Here is a 22,973-nt window from a genome sequence, read left to right as displayed (position 1 = left end):
TTGCCGCCCTCGCCGAAGCGAGGTAGTTTTCCAGTCGAGGTGAGGACCCGGTGACTGCCATTTCGCAGATCGTCGTTTGCGATGACGAGCCCGATGTCCGCGACATGGTCGCGGAATATCTGGAACGCCACGGCTATGCCGTGACGACAGCCGATGCCGGGCCGGCCTTGCGCCAGATCGTCGAGAGCCAGCCCGTCGATGTGGTGATCCTCGATATCCGCATGCCCGGCGAAGACGGCCTCTCGCTGGCGCGCTACCTGCGCGAGCATTCCGAGGTGGCGATCATCATGCTCACGGGCTCGGCCGAGATCATCGACCGGGTCGTCGGTCTCGAGATCGGTGCCGACGATTATATCGGCAAGCCGGTCGACCTGCGCGAACTGCTGGCGCGGGTGAAGGCCGTGCTGCGCAGGACAACGGGCAGGGATCGTGTTGCAGAAAATGCCCTCGGGCCCCAGAGCGCCCAGTTCGGCAGCTGTCGATTGGACCTTGAGCAGCGCAAGCTGTTCGACGCCGATGGCCTTGATATTGCGATCACCCCGATGGAGTTCCGGCTGCTCAAAGTGTTCGCCGAGAACAGGGGGCGGATACTCAACCGTGACCAGTTGCTCGAACTTGCGCATGATCGGGGCTGGGATCCGTTCGACCGCAGCATCGACATCCGAATTTCGCGGCTGCGCAAGAAGATCGAGACTGACCCAACAAAGCCCGAGGTGATCAAGACCATTCGCGGGGTCGGCTATCTCTACGCCTGATCAGGCAACAGGCCTTGCGTTTGCACCGGTGTGCTCGCCTCAGGCAGCGAGACTTGCTTGGCGTATCCATCAAAATGCCTTACTGGGAGACTTCTTGGGCAATTCAGCCCCAGAGATCGCGGACCGCGCCACCGCCTGATGCACCAGACCAAGGCATATAGATCGCTTGCGACCGGCTTATTGCCGGCCATGCTGCTGTGCTTGGCGGTGATGCTTGGCGGGTCGCTGGTCGACAGCCTGCCTCAGGCATCGGGTGCCACAGAGCCCGCTTCGGGTCAGATGGACGCCCGCGGACGGCATGGCGGCCCCGCCATTCCCGAACGATCGTTCGTCGTCGTCGATTGGCGTAGCGTCAAGGCGACGCCGCAGCATGATGACGGTAAGTCGGCAATCATCCCTCCCAGGATGGACATGCTTGCGATGGCCATTGCCCGTCCGCAGGCCGATCTCGTCTTGCAGACGGAAGTCTTGCCGTCTGGGCCGACCTATGGCGCTCGCGCGCCGCCAGCAATCTCCTGACCATTTGTGAATGGTGCGGCCCGACGCCGCGCCGCTGAACGAACAGCCGTCGTCCGCGCGTCCCGACGCCGCGGCGACGGCCTTTGCAGGATAGATCAAATGCGGACCTCCCGATGGGTGGTGTGGACATACACCATCATCATTCTGGCCGGCATCATTGCCGCGCTTCCCAACGTTCTGACCGCCAAGCAACTGGCGGCATTGCCAAGCTGGTTCCCGAAACAGCAGGTCACGCTCGGCCTCGATCTCCAGGGCGGCTCGCACCTGGTGCTTGAAGTCGATGCGGCGGCACTGAAGACAGACCGCCTGCGCTCGCTGCTCGACGATGTGCGCGGCGCCCTGCGCAAGGAGCGCATCAACGCATCCGCGGCGCGGCTTGCCGGTGATGCCATTGTCGTCAACATCGTCGACGATGCGCAGCGCGCAAAGGCGCTGGCAACGCTGCAGGCACTGGCTGTTCCCGTCAGTGGCGGCCTCGGCCTTGGCGGCGGCACGCCGGACATCGAGGTCACCACTGCCGACAAGCAGATCAAGGTCGTGCTGACCGAGGCTGGCCAGCGCGACAAGCTCGACGCAGCCCTTCAGCAGAGCCTCGAGATCGTGCGCCAGCGTGTCGACCAGGTCGGCGTTGCCGAGCCGACGATCCAGCGGGTCGGCAGCGACCGCATGCTCGTCCAGCTACCCGGCCTGCAGGATCCGACCCGCTTGCGTGAGCTGCTTGGCAGCACCGCCAAGATGACGTTCCACATGGTGGCCAATGTCGCCAATGGCGAACCGTTGCCGCGTGGCGTCACCATGCTGCCCGACGCCAAGTCCGGCGCACAATATCCCGTCGAGGACCGTGTCGCGCTCGATGGCGCACGCCTCACCGATGCGCGCGCCGGCTTTGACCAGCGCACTCAGGAACCGCTCGTTTCGTTCCGCTTCGACAGCGTCGGCGCGCGCCAGTTCGCCGAGATCACCGCCGCCAATGTCGGCAAGCCATTCGCCATCGTGCTCGACGGCAAGGTGCTGTCGGCGCCAAACATCCGCGAACCGATCACCGGCGGTTCCGGCCAGATCAGCGGCAGCTTCAGCGTTGAAGAGACCGTGACGCTGTCGGCGCTGCTGCGCGCCGGCGCGCTGCCGGCACCGCTGACCGTCATCGAAGAGCGCACCGTCGGTCCCGATCTGGGCGGCGACGTCATCAAGATGGGCATCTACACCGGCATCGCCGGCTTCGTGGCCGTCGTGCTGTTCATGGTGGCGCTCTATGGCACCTGGGGCATGATCGCAAATTTCGCGCTCTTGCTGCACCTGATCCTGACCTTCGGTGTGTTGACGCTGATCGGCGGCACGCTGACTCTGCCTGGCATTGCAGGCATCATTCTCGGCATCGGCTTCGGCGTCGACGCCAACATCCTGATCAATGAACGCATCAGGGAGGAATCGAAGAAGGGGCTCAGCGCCTTCGCCGCCTTGGACAACGGCTTCAAGCGCGCGTACTCGACGATTGTCGACGCCAATGTGACGTCGCTGATCGCCACCGGCCTGCTGTTCACGTTCGGCTCCGGTCCGGTGCGTGGCTTCGCCATCACCATGTTCCTCGGCACCTGCCTGTCGATGTTCACCGCCGTTTCGGTGACCCGTATCCTGATGGCGGCAGTCGTTCGCCGCAGGCGCCTGAAGACCATCACCATCGAACCGCTGGTCCGCTTCTTCCCGGAAAAGACCTCGATCTCGTTCATGAAGGCGCGTTATCTCGGTATCGGCATGTCGATCTTCCTGTCGCTGGCCTCGATCGGCCTGTTCTTCAAGCCGGGTCTCAATTACGGCATCGACTTCAAGGGCGGCATCCAGGTCGAGATCGCGACGTCGACGCCGGCCGACCTGGCGCAACTGCGCAGCACGCTGGGCGGCTTGAACATCGGCGAAGTGGCGTTGCAGCAGATCGGCAGCGACGGCAACGTGCTGATCCGTGTCCAGCGCCAGGAGGGCGGCGAGGCGGCGCAGACCGCTGCCGTCGACACCATCAAGTCAGCGGTGCAGAAGCTCGACCCGAGCGTGAAGTTCGAACGCACCGAAGTGGTCGGACCGAAGGTCAGCGGCGAGCTGGCGCAGTCCGGCATCATGGCGGTGGTGCTGGCAGCCCTTGCCATGCTGGTCTACATCTGGTGGCGCTTCGAATGGAACTTTGCCATCGGCGCCATCGCCACGCTGGTGCTGGATACCACCAAAATGGTCGGCTTCTTCGCGCTGTTCGGGCTGGACTTCAACCTGACGGCCATTGCCGCGCTTTTGACCATCATCGGCTATTCGGTGAACGACAAGGTGGTTGTCTATGACCGCATGCGTGAGAACCTGCGCCTGTACAAGAAGATGCCGCTGCGCGAGATCATCGACATGAGCATCAATCAGGTGTTCGCGCGTTGTATTTACACCTCCGTCGCCATCCTGCTGTCGATGCTGCCGATGGCGATCTGGGGCGGCAGCGCGGTCGAGAACTTCGCCGTCCCGATGGTCTTCGGCGTGTTCATCGCAACGACGTCGTCGATCTTCATCGCAGCACCGATCCTGCTCCTGCTCGGTGATTGGTGGCAGCACCGCAGTGCAGGCCGCGAGCCATCGACTGCGGTTGCCGCAACCAAGGCCTAGCTGTCCCTGTCGGAGCCGTCCTTGTGGCGGCTCCGACAAAAGCCGACCTCAGGCCGGTCGGAAGCGCGTCATTTAAAGTCGTATGCGGTCAGCACATACAGGCGCTTGCGCCCGTGAGAATAGACTTCACGAGCGACGTCCTGGATTGAGATGCGAGCTGCATCGAAGGCGGCAAGATATCGCGTTTCATTGTCAACCGCCGGCTGGCTGGCTTTGAGCGCCTGAACCTCGACGAAAAACGGAACTTCGAACGTGCCGTCGTATCCAAGGAAACGTATGGCTTTTCTCGCGGCGTCATAACTGCGGCTTCTGTTGGGAAAGGCAAGTGACATCGGTTGCTCCAATACAATGTCGTCGGGAAGATCAGATTGCCGAAGGGCGCCCAACGAATGGTGAGCCACCAAGGCGCTAGGTCCCAGGCGTAGCTTTGGCTTCCTGCGGATTGGAACCCAAACGTCCATCGCCTGGAAATCGGTTCGCTCTAATCAGGGGCGCCGATCGCGCTCATGTTTTCGGAATTCAGACAGTTGGAAGACAAGGGTGTCCTCCTTTCAGTTGGGGCTAGGGCACGATGGCCGCCCTCAATCAGCCGCGCCCTAAGACGAGCGGCCGACAATCGACCCTGCGCCTTTATTAAGTTCCCGTCTATGCGGTTGTGAAATATTTCGCGCGGCAAACGATTCTGAAATGGCAAAGAGCAGAGCCACGTAATACGTGGCGCGTTGCATTTGGAATTGCTTGCGCTGGGCAAAGTCAAGCGCCGAGGGCGTATGGATTGGGGTGCGTCTGGTTAGCTTGCGCGAATGAGCGTCTCAACGACGCATTTGGCTGCATACTGGCTTCATGATTCTTGCCTCCTGTCGGACGCCCGACCTTCCAAACGATGCGCTCGAATTTGCTGATGACGCGCTGCTCGATATCGTGCAGCGGCAGACGATCCGCTATTTCTGGGAGGGTGCCCATCCGGTCAGCGGTCTTGCCCGCGACCGCCAGAAGACCGCTGGCGATGCGCCGAACGATCTCGTGGCGATCGGTGGTTCCGGCTTCGGGATCATGGCCATCATCGTTGCGGTGGAGCGCGGCTGGGTCGATCGCGCTGAAGCCCTTCATCGATTGCATCGGATGCTCGATCTGCTTGAGGGCTCGCCGCGCTACCACGGCATGTTGCCGCATTTCATCAACGGCAGTACGGGCGACACCATTCCGTTCCGACGAAAGGACGATGGCGCTGACATCGTCGAGACGGCGTTTCTATTTCAGGGCCTGATTTGTGCCCGCGAATATCTTGATCAGACTGCGAGCGAGGAGCAGCGTTTTCGCGCTCGGGTGAACACGCTGCTGGCTCAGGCCGAGTGGGACTGGTTTGCGCGGAAAGGCAAGCTCTACTGGCACTGGAGCCCCAGACATGGCTGGGCCATGAACAATCCGATCGAGGGTTGGAACGAGTGCCTACTTGCATTCGTTCTTGCGGCGGGATCGCAGCATCATGCCATTGATCCGGATTGCTACCACGACGGTTTTGCTCGCGCCCCAACCTTTGAAAACGGGCGTAACTACAACGGAATCGTCCTGCAGCTTGGACCTAACTTTGGCGGACCGCTCTTTTTCGCGCACTACTCCTTTTGCGGGCTCGATCCCAACGGTCTCAGTGATCGCTATGCCGACTATTGGCAGCAAAATACTTGCCACGCATTGATCAACCACCAGCATTGCGTGCTCAACCCGCATGGTCACAAAGGCTATGGCGCGGATTGCTGGGGGCTTACCGCGTCTCACGGGCCGACTGCCTACATCGCGCATGCTCCTGACAGGGATGTCGGGGTCATCACGCCGAGTGCGGCCCTGTCCAGTTTTCCTTATGTGCCCGACCAGGCGATGGCCGCCCTACGCGGTTTCCTGACCAAGCCGAGGGATCGTATCTGGGGTCGTTTCGGCTTTGTCGATGCGTTCTGCGAAAACCGCAACTGGTATGCCCGGACCTATCTGGCCATAAACCAGGGCCCCATCGTCGCAATGATCGAAAACCACAGAACCGGGCTCTTGTGGAAGCTGTTCATGGGGGCACATGAAGTCCGGCTTGGTCTTGCCAGGTTGGGTTTCACCAGAACTGGAGCCACACAGCAGAAGGACCACCTAGGTGCGGACACCGTTCACGCTTCGCCCTCCCGGCGCAAAGCAGCTGGGTTTGTTGCGACCTAGCCGTTGGCGGCACGTACCTCGATGCGCAACAGGGCGAGCATTTCATCGAGATCGGCCCGGTCGGCGATCGAGATGCGCAGCCATTCCGGCAAGCCGTAGTCTTCGTTCGAGCGGATGATGAAACCTTTCCTGGCCAGCCGCGCCACGGTCTCCTGGGCCCAACCGGCATAGGCGCCGGGCAGGCGAACGAAGGCGAAGTTTGCGGCACTCGACGAAATCTCGAAGCCAAGCTTGCGCAGTTCGCCTTCGAGATAGTCGCGTTCTTCGGCGGTGCGGGTCCGCACGTGCTGGACGAAGTCCTGTTCGCCGACCGCGACAGTAGCCGCCACCTGCGCCAGTCCGTTGACGTTGCCGATGCCGCGGACATTGTTCAGCGCCGAAACCACCTCCGGATAGGCATAGGCCCAGCCGGCGCGTGCGGAGGCCAGGCCGTAGGCCTTGGAGAAGGTGCGGGTGACGATGACGTTGGGGTGGTGATCGGCGATCTCGAAGGTCGCGACCGCCTCGGCCGGGTCGACATATTCGGCATATGCGGCGTCGAGCACCAGGACGACGTGTGACGGCAGTTCGCGCGCCAGCCGCGCCACCTCGTCCATCGGCACCACCGAGCCGGTGGGATTGTTGGGATTGGCGAGGAAGACGACGCGCGTCTTGGGCGTAACGGCGGCCAGCAGCGCATCGACATCGACAGAGAAGTCGGGGCCAAGCGGTGCTTCGACCGCCTTGGCGCCGAGGCGATAGGCAACGATGGCGAACTGCAGGAAAGAATAGGCCGGAAACAGGATCTCGTCGCCGGCGCGTGCATAGACGCGGCCGACGGCATCGAGCAATTCCTCCGAGCCGTTGCCGCAGACGATGCGGGCGGGGTCGAGATTGAACTGCTTGCCGATCGCCGCGCGCATCGTTCCGCAGTTCGGGTCGGCATAACGATAGACGTTGGGAGCTGCCTCCCGAATAGCCTCGACCACGCCGGGCGCCGATCCGAGCCAGCTTTCGTTGAGGCCGAGATTGACGACGCGTGCCGCACCCGTGGTGTCGATTTTCTTGACGACGGTCAGCGTTCGGGCGGACAGGTAAGGTACTGGCAGGGACATTTCGCTTCCTTGAAGTCTAGTCGGAGCCGATCAGGATCTTGGTGTAGAGCGAGCGGAAGCGCTTGCGGTCCGCCGGCGGCTCCTTGAAGTGAGTGGCGTAGTAGCCGATCTGCTGGAAATAGGTGATGCGGGCGCGGATCAGGCTCTCGTCCTGGTCATAGCCCATCGCGGTAAAAGCCCGGACAAGCAGCGCCATACGAAAATCGTCCTGTGCCTGCACCTTGCGGGCGATCACTGCCGAACCGCGCGCCCAGTCGCGGATGGCGAGATCAAGCCGCGGGCTGAACGGGTCCTCCCTGATCCACACGCCGGTTACCGCGTCGAAGAAGGCCGGGCCGTCGATGACCTCCTGGTCGATGAGCGCCTCGAACGGCTTGCAGTTGCGCTGACGCCATTCCTCGAGAAGGCTGTCGAGCAAATCCTTCAGGTTCCTGAAGTGGAAGTAGAAGCTGCCGCGCGTGACCTTCAGCTGTTTCGACAGGTGATCGATCTTGACGTTGGCGATGCCCTTCTTTTCCAGCGCAGCGATGGCAGCGGCAATCCACGCTTCGCGCGACAGCGTTTTCCGTGCTTCGGACCTGGCCGATCGTTCGGGAGACGTTGGGCTGCGCTTCATCTCGTCGTTCCTCAGGGGAGGTTGCCGAAGCGCTCCAGCATCAGCGCGAAGAAACCATCGGCGTCGATGCGGCGCAGCACGTTGCAGTTCTTGCGGCGACCGGTGACGTGCCACCAGTCGACGACGGTCATGCCGATGGTCTCGGGCGACATCAACTCGATGGTGACGTTGCATTGCTTCTGCTCGTAGAGATGCGGTGCGAGCAGGTAGCCGGTGACGCAGGCGTCGTGGATGGGCCGGGCCTCGGTCGGGAATTTGTGCGAGCCGTACTGGCGGTAGAAATCGGCCATATTGGCGGCTTCGATTGCCGAACGGGTGCCGAGCGCACGCAATTGCTGCAGCCATTCCGGCGTCATCTGGGCGGTGTAGGTGCAGTCGATGCCGGCCATGGTCACCGGCACGCCGGAATCGAACACGACCGCAGCCGCATGCGGGTCGACCCAGATGTTGAATTCGGCGGCAGGCGTGGCATTGCCGCCCTCGAAGAAGCCGCCGCCCATCAGCACGACTTCGCGGATGCGCGGGATGATGCGCGGCTCCATCACCATCGCCATGCCGAGATTGGTCATGGGCCCCAGCGTGCAGACGGTGATCTCGCCTTCGGGAGCGGCCATCAGCGTGTCGACAAGGAAGTTGACGGCATGCTTGTCCTGCAGAGGCTTTTTCGGCTCCGGCAGGACGCAGCCGTCGATGCCGGTCGGGCCGTGGACATATTCGGCGGTCTTGAGCGGCTTGACCATCGGGCGCGAGCAGCCGGCATAGACCGGCACGTCGGAGCGGCCGGCGAGCTCGGCGATCTGCAGGGCATTGCGCGAGGTCAGTGCCAGCGGCACGTTGCCGCCGACGGTGGTCAGCGCGACCACCTCGAGTTCGGGCGAGCCAAGCGCGAACAGGATGGCAAAGGCGTCGTCCTGGCCGGGGTCGGTGTCGATGATAATCTTTCGCGGCGACATGGCTCTTCCCCCCGGTTCGATCGCCGGATAGCTTCGGCGGCATTGCAAGATTTGACCGCCAATGCATACAGTACTGTATGTTATTTTCAAGACGGGTTGGCACACCCCCGTCGGCACATCGGGGAGAAATGAATGGGGCCTCCAGTCGATCCGGTTCCCGCTGGCGACAGCCAGCCGAAGAGCGCCGACGTCGTCATCGTCGGCGGCGGTATCATCGGAGTCAGCGCGGCACTGTTCCTGGCAAGGAAGGGCATTTCGGTCGTCGTCTGCGAGAAGGGTCACGTCGCCGGCGAGCAGTCGAGCCGCAACTGGGGCTGGTGCCGGCGCATGGGCCGCGACCCGCGTGAGCTGCCGCTGATCGTCGAAGCGCTGAAGATGTGGGGCGGCATCGAAGAGCTGGTCGGCGAAGATGTGGGCTTTCGCCGCACGGGCATCCTGTATCTCTGCCAGGACGAAAGCGACGTCGAGCACCATGCCGAATGGGTGGGACGCGCCGGCGACTATGCGCTCGACTCGAAGATGATCGAGGGAAGAGCGCTGGCCGATCTCATGCCCGGCGCGCAAAAGACGTTTAGGGCAGCACTGCACACGCCGAGCGACGGCAGGGCCGAGCCGCAGAAAGCAGCACCCGCGATCGCCCGTGCCGCTCAGCGTGCCGGCGCCCGCATCCTTTTGCGCTGCGCGGTGCGCGAGATCGAGACCGAAGCGGGCCGCGTCTCGGGCGTGGTGACCGAGAACGGACCGATCCGGGCGAGCACCGTCGTCGTCGCCGGCGGCGCGTGGTCGAGCCACCTCTGTCGATCGGTCGGCATCCGCCTGCCGCAACTTGCCGTGCGCTCGTCGGTGATGCGTACCGGTCCTGTTGAAGGCGGCCCCGATGGTGCCGCATGGACGGAAGGTTTTGCCTACCGCAAGCGCCTCGACGGTGGCTACACCATCGCCAACGGCACCATCAGCTATCACCACGTGAACCCCGACAGCTTTCGCTACTTCACCGACTTCCTGCCGATCCTGTCGCGGGAGTGGCGCTCCATCGGCCTGCGCTTCGGTGATTTCCTCGGCGGCCCTTTCGGGCTCTCCCCCAGGCTGGAAGGCGAGGGCAGTGCCTATGAGCGGCACCGCACGCTTGATCCGGAACCGGCGGTTGCCCCTCTCGAGGCTGCCCGCGCCAACATGGAGAAGGTCTTTCCGGTGTTGAGGGGGGTGCCCACGCTGCAGCGCTGGGCCGGCTTCATCGACGCAACGCCTGACGCGGTGCCGGTGATTTCGCCTGTCAAATCGCTGCCTGGGCTGGTCATCGCCACAGGCTTTTCCGGCCATGGCTTCGGCATCGGCCCGGCCGCAGGCAGGCTGGCCGCCGATCTAGTGATGGGCAATGCGCCGCTCGTCGATCCGCAGGCCTTCCGTTACGAGCGCTTCATCGACGGCACCAGGCATCGTCCGACGACGGGGGTATGATGGTGCTCAGCCGCCGGCAAGGATGCGCTGCATCTCCCGCAGGGCGGCATCGCGCTGCGGGTCCCGGCCCGCGGCGTAGGGCAGGCTGAAAGCCACCGGAATGTCGGGTGCGACGCCGATCCCCTCCAGCCGCACATCGTCGCCGATGACGGCGTCGGAGACCGCCACTTCGAGCAGGCTGTCGTCGGGCAGCAGATAGGCACGCCCGGCCAGCAACGCGCCGGCGGTGCGGGCGCCGACGAGCGGAATGCCGTTGCTCTTCAACGCATAGGCGAACAGTTCCAGACCGCTTCGCGCGCCTTCGTCGATGATCGCGACAACAGGTTTTTGCCAGCGCATATTGGCAAGTGTCGCCTCGCCCTTGCGCGGGATGAGCCGGAATGTCGGTGTGTCGCCGACAAACAGCTCGGCCGCATCGGAAGGGCCGCCGCCCCAGCGGCCGCGCAGGTCGACGACCATGCCGTCGACGTCCTTGAGGCGACCGTCGGCCATTTCACGGGCAACGATGTCGAGACCATCAGGTGCCGAAAGGGTCCAGAGCCTGACATAGCCTATGCGCTTTCCGTTTTGCTCGGAGACGCCGACGCTTGCCTCGATCGCCTGCTCGAATGTCCTGAGCGGACGCAGCCGCTCCACCGCTACCTTGACGGTCGTGGGTTCGGCACCGGCGTTCCGGCGCAGCCTGATCTCGACGGTGCGGCCGACCTTGTCGCTGAATGATGCAATCTCATGATAGGGCGCGCCGTCGACCGAAAGGATCTCGTCGCCAGTCAGGATCCCTGCCCGGGCCGCCGGGGAGCCGTCATAGACGTCGCTGACGAACAGCGACCCTGCCAGCGGTTCGGCGATCATGCCGATGCCGGGATAGCTGACCTGGCCGTCGGGCGGAAACAGCCGCCGCATGTCGTTGCGGATGGCAAAGCGGAAGATGTCGGCGAGCTCGAAATAGGCGATCGTGTCGGGTTCGAAACGGCCGGTATGGGAGGCCTGAAGACTGGCAAGCACGGTATCGATCGCCTTGTCGACCCGCGTCTCCGAACTGTTCGCGTTGAGTGGCCCGGTGCCGATTTCCTGCCTGACTGCTGCGCTGAACCGTGGCAGCGCCGAGGCGTCGTGGAAATTGTCGATGACGAGCTCGACGGCGCGGTCAAAGACGGCATTGCCCGATTTCGGCGGTGCCTCATCCGCCATAGCTGCCAAAGGCTGCAACAGATGGAGGGCTGTCGCCATGAGGAAGCCGAGGGTCTTGATGTCCATGGGCGGTTCCTTCTCCGGTCCATTATCGGCCTAAGCGGCGGCAGGACGAGCCCCCTTGCTGACAAGTTTGCGTGAGCGGAACTGGCGCCATGCATGCGGTGGCCGGGTAGGTTTCACCCTATCCGACAGGGGGTCGGCACATCTGAAAGAGTAGGCCCGGTCCAACGCCCAAAGGTCCGCGAATCTATCCCGGCAGGTGTTGTGAGCCGGCGGTGCAAAACCGATGATCCTCCCGAAAGCCACAGACAGGCGCCACGCCGCAACAATATTCGGGAGGACTTTTCATGGCCGGCTTCAATCAGCTTTTCGTTCCAGGACCGACCAACGTTCCGGAGAGTGTCCGGCAGGCGATGAACATGCCGATGGAGGACATGCGGGCGCCGGATTATCCGACCTTCACGCGCGGTCTGTTCACCGATCTGATGAAGGTCTTCCGCAACGAGACCGGCCGCGCCTTCATCTTCCCGTCCTCGGGCACCGGCGCCTGGGAGTCCGCCATCACCAACACGCTGAGCCCCGGTGATCGCGTGCTGATGTCGCGCTTCGGCCAGTTCTCGCATCTGTGGGTCGACATGGCCGAGCGCTTCGGCCTCGATGTCGACGTCGTCGATGTCGAATGGGGCACGGGCGTTCCCGTCGAGATCTATGCCGAACGCCTGGCAGCCGACAAGGAGCACCGCATCAAGGCGGTCTTTGTCACCCACAATGAAACCGCAACCGGCGTGACCAGCGATGTCGGCGCCGTGCGTGCCGCCCTCAACGCCGCCAAGCACCCGGCGCTGCTGTTCGTCGACGGAGTGTCGTCGGTCGGCTCGATCGACTTCCGCCAGGAAGAGTGGGGTGTCGACTGCGCAGTGTCCGGCTCGCAAAAGGGCTTCATGCTGCCGCCCGGGCTCGGCTTCCTGTCGGTCAGCCAGAAGGCCCTCAACGCTGCCAAGACTGCAAAATTCAGCCGCTGCTACTTCTCGTTCGAGGACCAGATTCGCGCCAACGACACCGGCTACTTCCCCTACACGCCGGCCGTCCAACTGCTGCGCGGCCTGCGCGCTGCCCTCGACCTGATCCAGGAAGAAGGGCTCGACAACATCTTCGAACGTCATCACCGGCTGGCGACCGGCGTGCGCAAGGCGGTCGACGCCTGGGGCCTGCGCGTCTGCGCCAAGGAAGCGAAGTGGAATTCCGACACGGTCAGCGCGATCGTGGTTCCGGAAGGCATCGACAGCGCCGACATCGTCCGCCGCGCCTATAACGGCTACCAGACCTCGCTCGGCGTCGGCCTCAACAAGGTCGCCGGCAAGGTGTTCCGCATCGGCCATCTCGGCTGGGTCAACGAAGTGATGATGTGCGGTGCGATCTCGGCCGCCGAGATGTCGCTGCGCGACTGCGGCGTCAAGGTTCAGCCGGGCTCTGGCGTCGGTGCCGCACTCGAACACTATCGCCTGTCGGCTCAGCCGGCTGTCGCCAAGGCAGCCTGAGGGAGGATCGCATGAGCCATACACTCCACCACCTCCGCAAGCTGCGCCTGCAACGCTCGGAGCTCGCCGTTCCGGGCTCCAATCCGGAGATGATCCGCAAGGCCGCCGACGGCGAAGCCGACTACATCTTCCTCGACATCGAGGATGCGGTGGCGCCGCCTGACAAGGAGCGGGCGCGCAAGAACATCATCCAGGCGCTGAACGAAATCGACTGGCGCGCCAAAGGCAAGACCATTTCGGTCCGCATCAACGGCCTCGATACCCATTACATGTACCGCGACGTGGTCGACGTGATGGAACAGGCAGGTGACAAGCTCGACACCATCCTGGTGCCCAAGGTCGGCGTGCCCGCCGACCTCTATACGGTCGACGCCATGGTCACCCAGATCGAGATGGCCAAAGGCTTCAAGACCCGCGTCGGCCTGGAAGCGCTGATCGAGACAGCACTTGGCATGGCCAATGTCGAGGCCATTGCTGCCTATGGCGGTCGGCTCGAGGCGATGCATTTCGGCGTTGCCGACTATGCCGCCAGCTGCAAGGCGCGCACGGTCAGCATCGGTGGCCTCAACCCCGATTACCCCGGCGATCAGTGGCACGCCGCCCTGTCGCGGATGACGGTTGCCTGCCGCGCCTACGGCCTGCGCCCGATCGACGGCCCGTTCGGCGACTTCTCCGATCCGGAGGCCTACATCGCCGCCGCCAAGCGTGCGGCAGCCCTCGGCATCGAGGGCAAGTGGGCAATCCACCCTTCCCAGATCGAGCTGGCCAACGCCGTGTTCTCGCCGCCGGAGAAGGAAGTCACCCGCGCCCGCCGCATCATCGAAGTGCTCAAGGAAGCCGAGGAGCAGGGCAAGGGTGCCGCAGCTCTCGACGGCAAGATGATTGACGCCGCATCCGAACGTATGGCCCGCAACGTCCTGGTCATGCACGACGCAATCGAGCAGTCGGCGCGGTCGCGCAACAGCCTGCCAAACTGAGGAGGAGTTCGACATGGATATTCATGAATATCAGGCCAAGGAACTGCTCGCCCGCTACTCGGTGCAGATCCCGCGCGGCGGCCTGGCCTACAGCCCGGAGCAGGCGACCTATCGCGCCAGCGAGATCGGCGGCGGCAAATGGGTGGTTAAGGCACAGATCCATTCCGGTGCCCGCGGCAAGGCTGGCGGCATCCGTATCTGCACCACTGACAACGAGGTCTCCGAGGCTGCCGAATCCATGCTCGGCCGCAAGCTGGTGACGCATCAGACCGGCCCCAAAGGCAAGCTGGTGTCGCGCCTCTATGTCGAGGAGACCGTCGACATCCGCCAGGAGCTCTATCTTGGCATCGTGCTCGACCGCAAGTCGGAGCGCGTCATGATCGTGGCCTCCGCCTCGGGCGGCATGGAGATCGAGGAGATCGCCGAAAAGCAGCCCGACTCGATCATCCGCGCCATCGTCGATCCGGGCGCCGGCATGCAGCAGTTCCAGGCCCGCGAGATCGCCTTCGGTCTCGGCCTCGACAACAGCCTGATCGGCAAGGCCGTCGATACGCTGCTCGGCTGCTACAGAGTCTTCCGCGACTTCGACGCCTCGATGCTGGAGATCAACCCGCTCGTCATCACCAAGGACGGCAATCTGATCGCGCTCGACGCCAAGATGTCCTTCGACGAAAACGCCCTGTTCCGCCGCGCCGAGATTTCGGAGCTGCGCGACAAGTCGCAGGAAGATCCGCGCGAAACCTTCGCCAGCGACCGTGGTCTGTCCTATGTCGGCCTCGAAGGCAACATCGGCTGCATCATCAACGGTGCCGGCCTCGCCATGGCGACGATGGACATGATCAAGATCGCCGGCGGTGAGCCTGCGAACTTCCTCGACATCGGCGGCGGTGCGTCGCCGGAGCGTGTTGCCAAGGCATTCCGCGCCGTGCTCGCCGACAAGAACGTCGAGACCATCCTCGTCAACATCTTCGCCGGCATCAACCGCTGCGACTGGGTGGCCGAGGGCGTGATCAAGGCTATCCGCGAAGTTGGCGTCACCGTGCCTCTGGTCGTGCGGCTCGCCGGAACCAATGTCGAAGAGGGCCGGCGCATTCTCGCCGAGTCGGGCGAAAAAGTGATCGTCGCCGAGACGCTCGCCGAGGCGGCCGAAAAGTCGGTCGAAGCGATGCGCGCCTACTCGAAATCAAAAAAGAACTAAGGGAGGTCGAAATGGCAGTTCTCTTGAATCGCCGGACGCGCGTCATCGTCCAGGGTCTGACCGGCAAGATCGGCTCGTTCCATGCCGATGACATGAAGCGCTACGGCACCAACGTGGTCGGCGGCGTCACTCCGGGCAAGGGTGGGCAGGTCCACCAGGGCATTCCGGTGTTCAACACCGTCCGTGGTGCCGTGCGCGAGACCGGTGCCGAAGCCTCGATCGTCTTCGTGCCGCCGCCCTTCGCGGCAGACTCGATCATGGAAGCGGCGGAAGCCGGCCTGAAACTCTGCGTCTGCATCACCGACGGCATCCCCTCCCAGGACATGATGCGGGTCAAACGCTATATGCGTCGCTTCCGCTATGAAGACCGGATGCGCCTTGTCGGCCCGAACTGCGCCGGCGTCATCACCCCCGGCCAGGCGCTGATGGGCATCATGCCCGGCAACATCTACCTGCCGGGACGTGTCGGCATCGTCGGCCGCTCGGGTACGCTCGGTTATGAAGCTGCCTCGCAGATGAAGGCGCTGGGCATCGGTGTTTCGACCTCGGTCGGCATTGGCGGCGACCCGATCAACGGCTCGTCCTTCAAGGACATCCTCAAGCTGTTCGAAGACGATCCGGACACGGATGCCGTGGTCATGATCGGCGAGATCGGCGGTCCGCAGGAAGCCGAGGCCGCCGAATGGGCCAGGCACAATATGCGCAAGCCGCTCATCGCCTACATCGCCGGCCTTTCGGCGCCGAAGGGCAAGCGCATGGGCCATGCCGGCGCCATCATTTCGGCCTTCGGCGAATCCGCCCAGGAGAAGGTCGAAATCCTGCGCGAGGCCGGCGTGACCATCGTGCCGACCCCGGCAGCCTTCGGCCCGACTGTCGCCAGCGTGCTCGAGCAGCAGAAGAAGGCCGCCTGACCTGGCCTTCGGGGAGCCGGCGCCGACCGGCTCCCCTCTGTCCGGCTGGTGCACCGGCCGATTATCGATGATCCATCGCATGATGTGTCGTTTCGAACTGCTAAAGTGCGCCTTGCGCGTTCAACAGCGACGCGTGGCGCTCCAAGCATGACCAAGGAATTGAAATGAAACCTCGCGTTATCGTCACCCGCCGCTGGCCCGCGGCAGTCGAGCAGATCCTGGCGGAACGCTTCGACACGACCTTCAATCAGGGCGATGCGCCGCTTGGCCCGACCGAGCTCAAGGCAGCGTTCCTGAACTTTGACGCGATCCTGCCGACCGTCAGCGACAAGCTGCCGGCGTCGGTCTTCCCCGATGCCGACATCCGCACCAGGATCCTTGCCAATTTTGGTGTCGGATTCAGCCATATCGACACGGACGCCGCTCGCGCCCGTGGCATCGTGGTGACCAACACGCCTGGCGTGCTCACCGACTGCACCGCCGACATCGGTATGAGCCTGCTGCTTTCGGTCGCCCGGCGGGCGGGCGAGGGCGAGCGCCAGGTTCGCGCCGGCCAGTGGGCAGGCTGGTGCCCGACCCACATGATCGGCGCCAAGGTCACCGGCAAGACGATCGGCATCATCGGTATGGGCCGTATCGGCAAGGCCATGGCCAAGCGCGCGCATTTCGGCTTCGACATGGATGTCGTATTCTACAATCGCTCCAAGGTCGACGATGAGGAAACCCGCGCCATGCGCGCGCGCCAGCTGGCAAGCATCGAAGAGGTGTTGGCCGCGTCCGACTTCGTGTCGTTGCATTGCCCCGGCGGTGCCGAGAACCGTCACCTGATCAACGCCGACCGGCTTGCCGCGATGAAGCGCAGTGCGTTCCTGATCAACACGGCGCGCGGCGACGTCGTTGATCAGAAGGCGCTGGTAACCGCGCTCGACAGCGGCACGATCAGGGGCGCCGGTCTCGACGTCTATGATGGCGAGCCCGACGTGCCCGGCGCCCTGATGCGCATGGAAAATGTGGTGTTGTTGCCGCATCTGGGCAGCGCCACCGAGGAAACCCGCGTGGCCATGGGCATGAAGGCGGTGGACAATCTGACCGCCTTCTTCGAGGGCCGCGCCTTACCCGACAAGGTGGTGTGATGTATCTCGACTGCTCGGTTTCGGCACTGGTCAAGCTTCGCGCGCAGGCAACCGCCCTGTTTCGCGAAGGCATCGCGGCTTCCGATCCCGAGCAGGCGGTCATTTCCACACTTGAAACCAAAACGGATGAGATCGCCGCTGCAAGGCGCGTCATCCTGATCGCCTTTGGCAAGGCGGCGTGCCCGATGGCGCGCGCGGCCTTGCCTTTCATTGGCGACAAGCTTGTTACCGCCGTTGCGGTGACCAATTTCGAGAACCTGGCCGACATCGAAGGCGTCGAAGTGATATCAGGCGGTCACCCCTTGCCCGACGAAGGCAGCATCAGGGGCGCCGAGCACATAGAACGCGCTGCCCTGTCGGCCGAACCGGGCGACCTGGTGCTGGTGCTGGTCAGCGGCGGCGGTTCAGCGCTCACCTGCGCTCCAGCCGCCGGTATTGCGCTCGCCGACAAGATCGCGCTCAACGACACGCTGATCCGCTGCGGCGCCGACATCAGCGAAATCAACGCCGTCAGGCAACTGTTTTCGCGGCTCAAGGGCGGACGCCTCGCCCAACTCGCCTCGCGGGCCAAGGTGTTGTCGCTCATCCTGTCCGACGTGCCCGGTGATGATGTCGGCACTGTTGCCAGCGGTCCGACCGCGCGGCCTTCGGCGACACAGGCCGAGGCCATCGCCATTCTCGACCGTTATGGTCTGGTCAGGACGCTGTCGCCGGCGCTCAAGGCGCATCTCGACCTGCTCGTTGAACGCGACGAGCTCGTGACCAGCTTCGACCATGTCGAGAACATCGTCATCGGCAGCAATGGCATCAGCCTGCAAAGGGTGATGTACTGCGCCGAGGCCAATTATCCGGTCGTCGTCAAGGCGGATGACTGGCTGAGCGGCGACGTATCAGATGTCGCCAAGACCTTGCACCGCATGGCGGTGTTCGCCGCCAGCCAGCGCGGTCCCGTCGCGATCGTTGCCGGAGGCGAGCCGACGGTTCGCGTCGCCGGCAACGGCAAGGGCGGACGCAACCAGGAACTGGCGCTGCGTTTCGCATTGCTCAATGAGTGGACCTCGATCAAGCGCCCCTGGGTTTTCCTGAGCGGTGGCACCGATGGCCGCGATGGCCCCACGGATGCCGCTGGCGCCATCGTCGACGCCGGCTCGACCACCTGGATGCGCAAGCTCGGCTGCAACCCGGTGGCGCATCTGCAGAACAACGATTCCTATCATGCGCTGGCATCGTCGGGCGATCTGCTGATGACCGGTGCCACCGGCACCAATGTCGCCGACCTGCAAATACTGCTGATGCAGTAGCCGCGACTGCGCTCTTCGAAACCTGTCCAGTCTGCGCTCGGCCAGTCGTTGGCCTGTTGACCGCATTGCTGCGTTTGTCAGAATCTGTTGAACGCGCCGCCGAAAATGTTTACTCTCGGTGAAATAGATTCAGCGAGCAGAGGCAGGCGGCGGCATATGAGCAAGGACAAGGCAGCGGAAAAGAACGGGCATTCGAAGAAGAATGGCAAGGCCATGTCGGCTGCGGTTTCAGCCGGTGCCGCAAAGTCCGCGCTGTCTCACGTCTCGCCGCCGCTGCACCAGGATCCGCACGCCGTCCGCGACACGCGCGAAAAAGTGCTTGAAGTGGCGATCGGCCACGAGGTGCGGGCCTTCCGCAAGAAGCTCGGCATCACCGTCGCCGATCTCGCTTCGGCCACCGACATCTCGCTCGGCATGCTGTCCAAGATCGAAAACGGCATCACCTCGCCATCGCTGACGACATTGCAGGCGCTATCGCGGGCGCTCGGCGTGCCGGTCACCGCCTTCTTCCGTCGCTTCGAGGAGGAGCGCAACGCCGTTTTCGTCAAGTCGGGCGAGGGCGTCGATGTCGAACGCCGCGGCACGCGTGCCGGGCACCAGTATACGCTGCTCGGCCATATCGGTTCCGACACATCGGGCGTGACGGTCGAGCCTTATCTCATCACCTTGTCGGAAGATTCCGACGTCTTCCCTACCTTCCAGCATGACGGCATGGAGTTCCTCTACATGCTGGAGGGCGAGGTCGTTTACCGCCACAGCAACAATCTCTACCGCATGACACCGGGCGACAGCCTGTTCTTCGATGCCGATGCGCCACACGGCCCGGAGGAACTGACCCATCTTCCGATCAAATATCTGTCGATTATTTCTTATCCGCGCGGCCGCGGCGGCGACTGAAGGCGGCGAGGCAAGATTTTAGCTTTTTCTCCCTCGCCCAGCCTGATCACTTTGCATCTATGGTTTTGTCGACCTTCGCCTCGAAGGCAGAGGTCACAGGTCCGAGTTCTGGTTCCCGGCAGGAATCGAATCTGTACCTGCAGATTTGGACTTGGTTCAAAGTGGAATTGCTCAATCCGAAATTGGCTACGAGAGCACTCAGATTGATATAGCCTAGGCACGGCTAGCTTCGGGATAGGGCGCTCAACCAGTCGCCATTAGTGTTGGTTGCGTGTCCCCGCAACCATTAATAACGACACTCCCGTGAGCCCTGCTCCGGGAGTGTTTTTGTTTGCAGGCCCAACAGCCTGCCGCTCGGTCCAGCTCAGGATCGTGCCCAGTTCTCCATACAGCGTAGCTTCGATCTCGCCGCGCTTTGCACCAGGTGTCAGAACGATCTTCTCGATCAACGAACGCAGCGCTGTCGCGGCTTGCGGCCGGTCGTCAGGATGGTTGAGCGCCTCGGTCAGCTGCGCGACCTTCCGCGCATAGATATGCTCGGCAGCAGGTCCGGCTTGTCCAGCGGTACTGCTGCAAGCTGGTTCGTGAGATCGGCCTTGCGCATCTCGAGCGCGTCCATCTCGGCCTTCATGCTCACATGAAACATCCCGGCCTTGATCGCCTCGATGATGCTGCGGATTTGCTTCTCCAACTTCGCCAGTTCTGCGTTCCAGCCGTCGGCATTGGCGCGGCTTTCGCGGTTGAGACGGTTCATCTCCTCGGCGTAGGCCCTCATCGCAACCGCGGCTGCCTCCGGTGCCATCATCCGGTTCTTCAGGCCGGCGAGCACCCGCTGTTCCAGTTCGCTCCGCGCTATGGTGCGCTTGTCCGGGCATGAGCCATTGCTGGTGTGGCTGGAGCAGGCGAAGCGGTCGACACTGCGCAGGGAGTAGGGTCCCTCGCAGCATCCGCAATAGACAAGCCCCAGAGCAATGACTTTGGCCGGCGGGCGCTGTTCAGCCGGTTGCGCTGGTGGTGAGCGCGGGCCGCCTCGGTCAGGTTGACGAGGCTATCGGCGATCTCGCTCTGGCGCGCCTTGACGGCTTGCCAGAGTTCGTCGCCGACGATGCGCAACTCCGGCACGTCGGTGACGATCCATTCGCTCTCCGGATTGAGGCGGGAGACACGCTTGCCGGTTGCGGGATCCTTCACATAGCGCTGGCGGTTCCACATCAGCCGACCGACATAGAGTTCATTGTTGATGATGCCGGTGCCGCGCCTGACATGACCGCGGATCGTGGTGTCGTTCCACAGCTTGCCCGCGGGTCCTGATATACCCTGGTCGTTGAGCTTCTTGGCGATCGCGCGCGGACTGATGCCTGCGGCAAACTCCCGGAAGATGCGGCGCACAACCTCTGCCTGAGCAGTGTCGATCTCGCGGTCACCCTTAACCTGTTCGCCGCGCTCGCCGAGGCGCCTGACGACCCGATAGCCGTAACACAGCCCGCCGCCGGACTTGCCGAGTTCCACGCGGCCGCGCAATCCGCGCCGGGTCCTCATTGCGAGATCCCCGAGAAACAGGGCATTCATCGTGCCTTTGAGCCCGACATGCAGTTCGGAGATCGCGCCCTCGGCGAGAGTGACGATCGGCACGCCGGCGAACTTCAAATGTTTGTAGAGTGTTGCGATGTCGGCCTGGTCGCGGGAAATGCGGTCAAGGGCCTCGGCCAGCACCAGCTGGAACACCCCGCATTGGGCGTCGCGGACCAGCTTCTGGATGCCGGGCCGCAGGATCTGGCTTGCTCCGGAAATGCCGGCATCCTGGTAGGTGCCGGCGATCTCCCAGTCTTCGCGCGCCGCATGTTCGCGGCAGAGCCGGAACTGGTCCTCGATCGAGGCTGCCCGCTGCTGGTCGGAAGAGTAGCGGGCATAAAGTGCTACGCGCATGGTCATGAACAATGCTCTCGGTCTAGCTGGTGTCGGAGTTGCCGTCGCAGGCTCTTTCGCCCGGTGGTTCTGCCTTGGCCGCGTGAGAGTTGGGGGCGGCTTTGGCGTCCATTGCGTTTGCAAAGCGCTCGCGTGCCATGCCGCGGCCGATCAGCCAGGCGAGAGCCAGGATCGCCGGATGGGTTTGGGGCCTGTTGGTGCCCTCGCCCGGAGAGTGCAGCGCGTCGGCTGCCGTGATGTTGTCTTCCGCCATAGGCTTCCTCGCTTCGTTGTGTCGAAGCGGGGATGAAGCTGCCAGATATGCTGGCCGGGAAGGGGGAAAATGCGGTGGTAGCAACGTGGAGCGCAATGACCTGCATTCGGCGCCCTCTCCTTTGTGGAGGGAGGATGCCGACTGTCGCGACGCTGAAAACGCCGGTCAAGGCCTTGGCGCCAACCCGCCTTGACCTTGACCGGCTCCGCCGTGAAGCCAAATGCAATGAAGCCACCCGGCGAATTGTCCGGTAGGGCAGGGGAGAGACAAGCCTCACCGTCTACCCGCCCGGGAAAAACGCATGCGGTGTCAGCTGGCGCCCGATCCGAATCAGGTCCTCACGCGCCGAGTGGATCTGTGGCCAGGGAAAGGCCGAACGATCTTCCCAGTTCGCGCCGTTGCGCAACACCGCATCGAGCTTTCCGACAACGCCTGAAAGCGAGACGGCTGGTGTCTGAGCGAGAGCGGCCAACAGTGCCTCGACATTTGCAAAGCCTTCTTGCTCAGCCTTGAGTCCCGCGAAATAGCCAATCTCCGTCGCAACCACCTCGAAATGTGCTTGTCGCGCGTCGAGTTCAGCTTCGGCCCTGGCGCGGATCTCCGCCATGTCCGTTCGCTCGCCGATAATCCGATCCAGCGCTGCCTTCGAGCAAACGATGGTCTCCTCACCGCCAGGGACGCTCACAACCGTCCACAGCGCATCCACTCGCTCGGCAAGTGCTGCCTCGAGTTCCTGCAGCCGGTCACAGCGGCACATTGCTTGCTCATATGTGGCATTCCAATCGCGCCACACCTCCACCGCTGGGTCTGGTGCTGGAGGCGGCATGACGTCCGTCGCCGCTGTCGCGCGAGCCAGAGCATCCGGTTCAAGGGCCCAACCGCCCGCAGCAACAAACAAGCCGCCAAGCGCCAGCCGCCGCGTGACGCGCCGAAAACTCATGCTATGGTCGGAATCAGTCATGATCCGAGCTCCAAACAGCTTAGATTATGGTTGGGTCACCAACGGCGGTTGAACACCCTTGGCGGCCGCTAACATTTAGAATCGTAGCAGGGTTACGATAATGGTAATTGGCCCGAAGATCAACACAAATCGTATCTGCGTTACGAAATGAATGCAGTTCAATGCAAAATGGCGCGCGTCGCGCTGGGGTGGGGAACGCGAGACCTTGCTCGAAACGCAGAGGTATCGCCTGATACGATCGCCCGTCTTGAACGGGGCGAACAGCTAAAGAGTTCGACGATCGACGCAATTCGGCTAGCGTTCGAGACCGCCGGCATCGAGTTCATTCCGGCAAATGGTGGCGGCCCAGGCGTACGCCTGGCTCGAAACTCAGAACCAAAGAGCACGTGAAGCCCGGAGAGGGTTCCTATTTGGGCATTGCTCCGCCCCAACACTTCGGCCAGTTTCTCATCTCAG

20 protein-coding genes and 1 pseudogene are annotated in these 22,973 nt (G+C 63.2%); 13 read left to right on the top strand and 8 right to left on the bottom strand.

All coding sequences use genetic code 11. The features are described 5' to 3' along the window. Nucleotides 1–50: 50 nt before the first annotated feature. The 3 genes from N7E70_RS29130 to secD all read left to right on the top strand — a co-directional run bounded on the left by N7E70_RS29130 (nucleotide 51) and on the right by secD (nucleotide 3,908). Entirely contained in the window at nucleotides 51–755 is a 705-nt protein-coding gene (locus N7E70_RS29130; protein ID WP_185910437.1) for a response regulator, read from the top strand. A 138-nt stretch (nucleotides 756–893) separates the two neighbouring features. Then, on the top strand, nucleotides 894–1,274 hold the full coding sequence (locus N7E70_RS29125) for a hypothetical protein (RefSeq protein WP_269441473.1): 381 nt from the start codon (nucleotides 894–896) through the stop codon (nucleotides 1,272–1,274). 99 nt (nucleotides 1,275–1,373) lie between these two features. Further along, nucleotides 1,374–3,908, top strand: coding sequence for a protein translocase subunit SecD (secD, locus tag N7E70_RS29120; protein WP_263005235.1), 2,535 nt, complete (start codon nucleotides 1,374–1,376; stop codon nucleotides 3,906–3,908). A gap of 68 nt (nucleotides 3,909–3,976) precedes the next feature. On the opposite strand, the gene N7E70_RS29115 is transcribed toward secD, so the two are convergent. Then, a complete protein-coding gene (locus N7E70_RS29115) occupies nucleotides 3,977–4,240 on the bottom strand; it encodes a DUF1488 domain-containing protein (protein WP_263005234.1) in 264 nt (87 codons plus the stop codon). Nucleotides 4,241–4,751: 511 nt separating this feature from the next. On the opposite strand from N7E70_RS29115, the gene N7E70_RS29110 reads away from it, so the two are divergent. Next, entirely contained in the window at nucleotides 4,752–6,107 is a 1,356-nt protein-coding gene (locus N7E70_RS29110) for a glucoamylase family protein (protein ID WP_083948831.1), read from the top strand. On the opposite strand, the gene N7E70_RS29105 is transcribed toward N7E70_RS29110, so the two are convergent. From N7E70_RS29105 to N7E70_RS29095, 3 genes are read right to left on the bottom strand one after another with little or no spacing between them, the layout of a single operon-like run. Further along, nucleotides 6,104–7,201, bottom strand: a complete 1,098-nt coding sequence (locus tag N7E70_RS29105; RefSeq protein ID WP_067967847.1) for a pyridoxal phosphate-dependent aminotransferase — start codon at nucleotides 7,199–7,201, stop codon at nucleotides 6,104–6,106. The two genes, N7E70_RS29110 and N7E70_RS29105, sit on opposite strands and share 4 nt — an antisense overlap. A 16-nt stretch (nucleotides 7,202–7,217) precedes the next feature. Continuing rightward, entirely contained in the window at nucleotides 7,218–7,817 is a 600-nt protein-coding gene (locus N7E70_RS29100) for a TetR/AcrR family transcriptional regulator (RefSeq protein ID WP_067967850.1), read from the bottom strand. An 11-nt stretch (nucleotides 7,818–7,828) separates the two neighbouring features. Beyond that, nucleotides 7,829–8,770: a nucleoside hydrolase gene (locus tag N7E70_RS29095; protein ID WP_263005233.1), complete on the bottom strand. Its 942-nt coding sequence runs from the start codon at nucleotides 8,768–8,770 to the stop codon at nucleotides 7,829–7,831. 132 nt (nucleotides 8,771–8,902) lie between these two features. Here N7E70_RS29095 and N7E70_RS29090 point away from each other — a divergent pair, with 132 nt between their 5' ends. Next, nucleotides 8,903–10,228 (top strand): NAD(P)/FAD-dependent oxidoreductase, encoded by a 1,326-nt coding sequence (locus N7E70_RS29090; RefSeq protein ID WP_263005232.1) that lies wholly within the window; start codon nucleotides 8,903–8,905, stop codon nucleotides 10,226–10,228. A gap of 6 nt (nucleotides 10,229–10,234) precedes the next feature. Here the strand turns inward: N7E70_RS29090 and N7E70_RS29085 are convergent, their stop codons facing one another. Next, on the bottom strand, nucleotides 10,235–11,485 hold the full coding sequence (locus tag N7E70_RS29085; RefSeq protein ID WP_439501956.1) for a S41 family peptidase: 1,251 nt from the start codon (nucleotides 11,483–11,485) through the stop codon (nucleotides 10,235–10,237). A gap of 284 nt (nucleotides 11,486–11,769) precedes the next feature. Here N7E70_RS29085 and N7E70_RS29080 point away from each other — a divergent pair, with 284 nt between their 5' ends. The 7 genes from N7E70_RS29080 to N7E70_RS29050 all read left to right on the top strand — a co-directional run bounded on the left by N7E70_RS29080 (nucleotide 11,770) and on the right by N7E70_RS29050 (nucleotide 19,377). Next, nucleotides 11,770–12,960 carry an aminotransferase class V-fold PLP-dependent enzyme gene (locus N7E70_RS29080; protein WP_067967860.1) on the top strand — a complete coding sequence of 397 codons (1,191 nt, stop codon included), beginning with the start codon at nucleotides 11,770–11,772 and terminating at the stop codon, nucleotides 12,958–12,960. A gap of 11 nt (nucleotides 12,961–12,971) precedes the next feature. After that, nucleotides 12,972–13,937 carry an HpcH/HpaI aldolase/citrate lyase family protein gene (locus tag N7E70_RS29075; protein WP_067967863.1) on the top strand — a complete coding sequence of 322 codons (966 nt, stop codon included), beginning with the start codon at nucleotides 12,972–12,974 and terminating at the stop codon, nucleotides 13,935–13,937. 13 nt (nucleotides 13,938–13,950) lie between these two features. Continuing rightward, nucleotides 13,951–15,135 (top strand): malate--CoA ligase subunit beta, encoded by a 1,185-nt coding sequence (locus N7E70_RS29070; RefSeq protein WP_263005231.1) that lies wholly within the window; start codon nucleotides 13,951–13,953, stop codon nucleotides 15,133–15,135. 11 nt (nucleotides 15,136–15,146) lie between these two features. Beyond that, nucleotides 15,147–16,046 carry a succinate--CoA ligase subunit alpha gene (gene sucD, locus N7E70_RS29065; RefSeq protein WP_067967870.1) on the top strand — a complete coding sequence of 300 codons (900 nt, stop codon included), beginning with the start codon at nucleotides 15,147–15,149 and terminating at the stop codon, nucleotides 16,044–16,046. Nucleotides 16,047–16,210: 164 nt separating this feature from the next. Then, nucleotides 16,211–17,179 (top strand): 2-hydroxyacid dehydrogenase, encoded by a 969-nt coding sequence (locus tag N7E70_RS29060; protein ID WP_263005230.1) that lies wholly within the window; start codon nucleotides 16,211–16,213, stop codon nucleotides 17,177–17,179. Then, nucleotides 17,179–18,480: a glycerate kinase type-2 family protein gene (locus N7E70_RS29055; RefSeq protein ID WP_269441472.1), complete on the top strand. Its 1,302-nt coding sequence runs from the start codon at nucleotides 17,179–17,181 to the stop codon at nucleotides 18,478–18,480. Before N7E70_RS29060 ends, N7E70_RS29055 begins: the two co-directional genes overlap by 1 nt. Before the next feature lie 156 nt (nucleotides 18,481–18,636). Continuing rightward, entirely contained in the window at nucleotides 18,637–19,377 is a 741-nt protein-coding gene (locus N7E70_RS29050) for a helix-turn-helix domain-containing protein (RefSeq protein ID WP_154384337.1), read from the top strand. Between the two features lie 257 nt (nucleotides 19,378–19,634). Here the strand turns inward: N7E70_RS29050 and N7E70_RS29045 are convergent. The 3 genes and pseudogenes from N7E70_RS29045 to N7E70_RS29035 form a co-directional block, all read right to left on the bottom strand. Continuing rightward, nucleotides 19,635–21,303 (bottom strand): annotated as a pseudogene (locus N7E70_RS29045) (recombinase family protein). Between the two features lie 22 nt (nucleotides 21,304–21,325). Further along, nucleotides 21,326–21,556, bottom strand: a complete 231-nt coding sequence (locus N7E70_RS29040; RefSeq protein ID WP_263008352.1) for a hypothetical protein — start codon at nucleotides 21,554–21,556, stop codon at nucleotides 21,326–21,328. Nucleotides 21,557–21,836: 280 nt separating this feature from the next. Further along, the gene (locus tag N7E70_RS29035) at nucleotides 21,837–22,517 is read right to left on the bottom strand and encodes a hypothetical protein (protein ID WP_263008351.1); all 681 of its coding nucleotides are present in this window, start codon (nucleotides 22,515–22,517) and stop codon (nucleotides 21,837–21,839) included. A 168-nt stretch (nucleotides 22,518–22,685) separates the two neighbouring features. Here N7E70_RS29035 and N7E70_RS29030 point away from each other — a divergent pair, with 168 nt between their 5' ends. Further along, on the top strand, nucleotides 22,686–22,907 hold the full coding sequence (locus N7E70_RS29030) for a helix-turn-helix domain-containing protein (protein ID WP_269441488.1): 222 nt from the start codon (nucleotides 22,686–22,688) through the stop codon (nucleotides 22,905–22,907). The last annotated feature ends 66 nt before the right edge of the window (nucleotides 22,908–22,973 follow it).

The sequence above is a fragment of the Aminobacter sp. NyZ550 genome (assembly GCF_025628925.2).
GTDB lineage: Bacteria > Pseudomonadota > Alphaproteobacteria > Rhizobiales > Rhizobiaceae > Aminobacter > Aminobacter ciceronei.
Note: the sequence above shows the minus strand (reverse complement) of the source record. Positions and strands in the feature narration are given on the sequence as shown.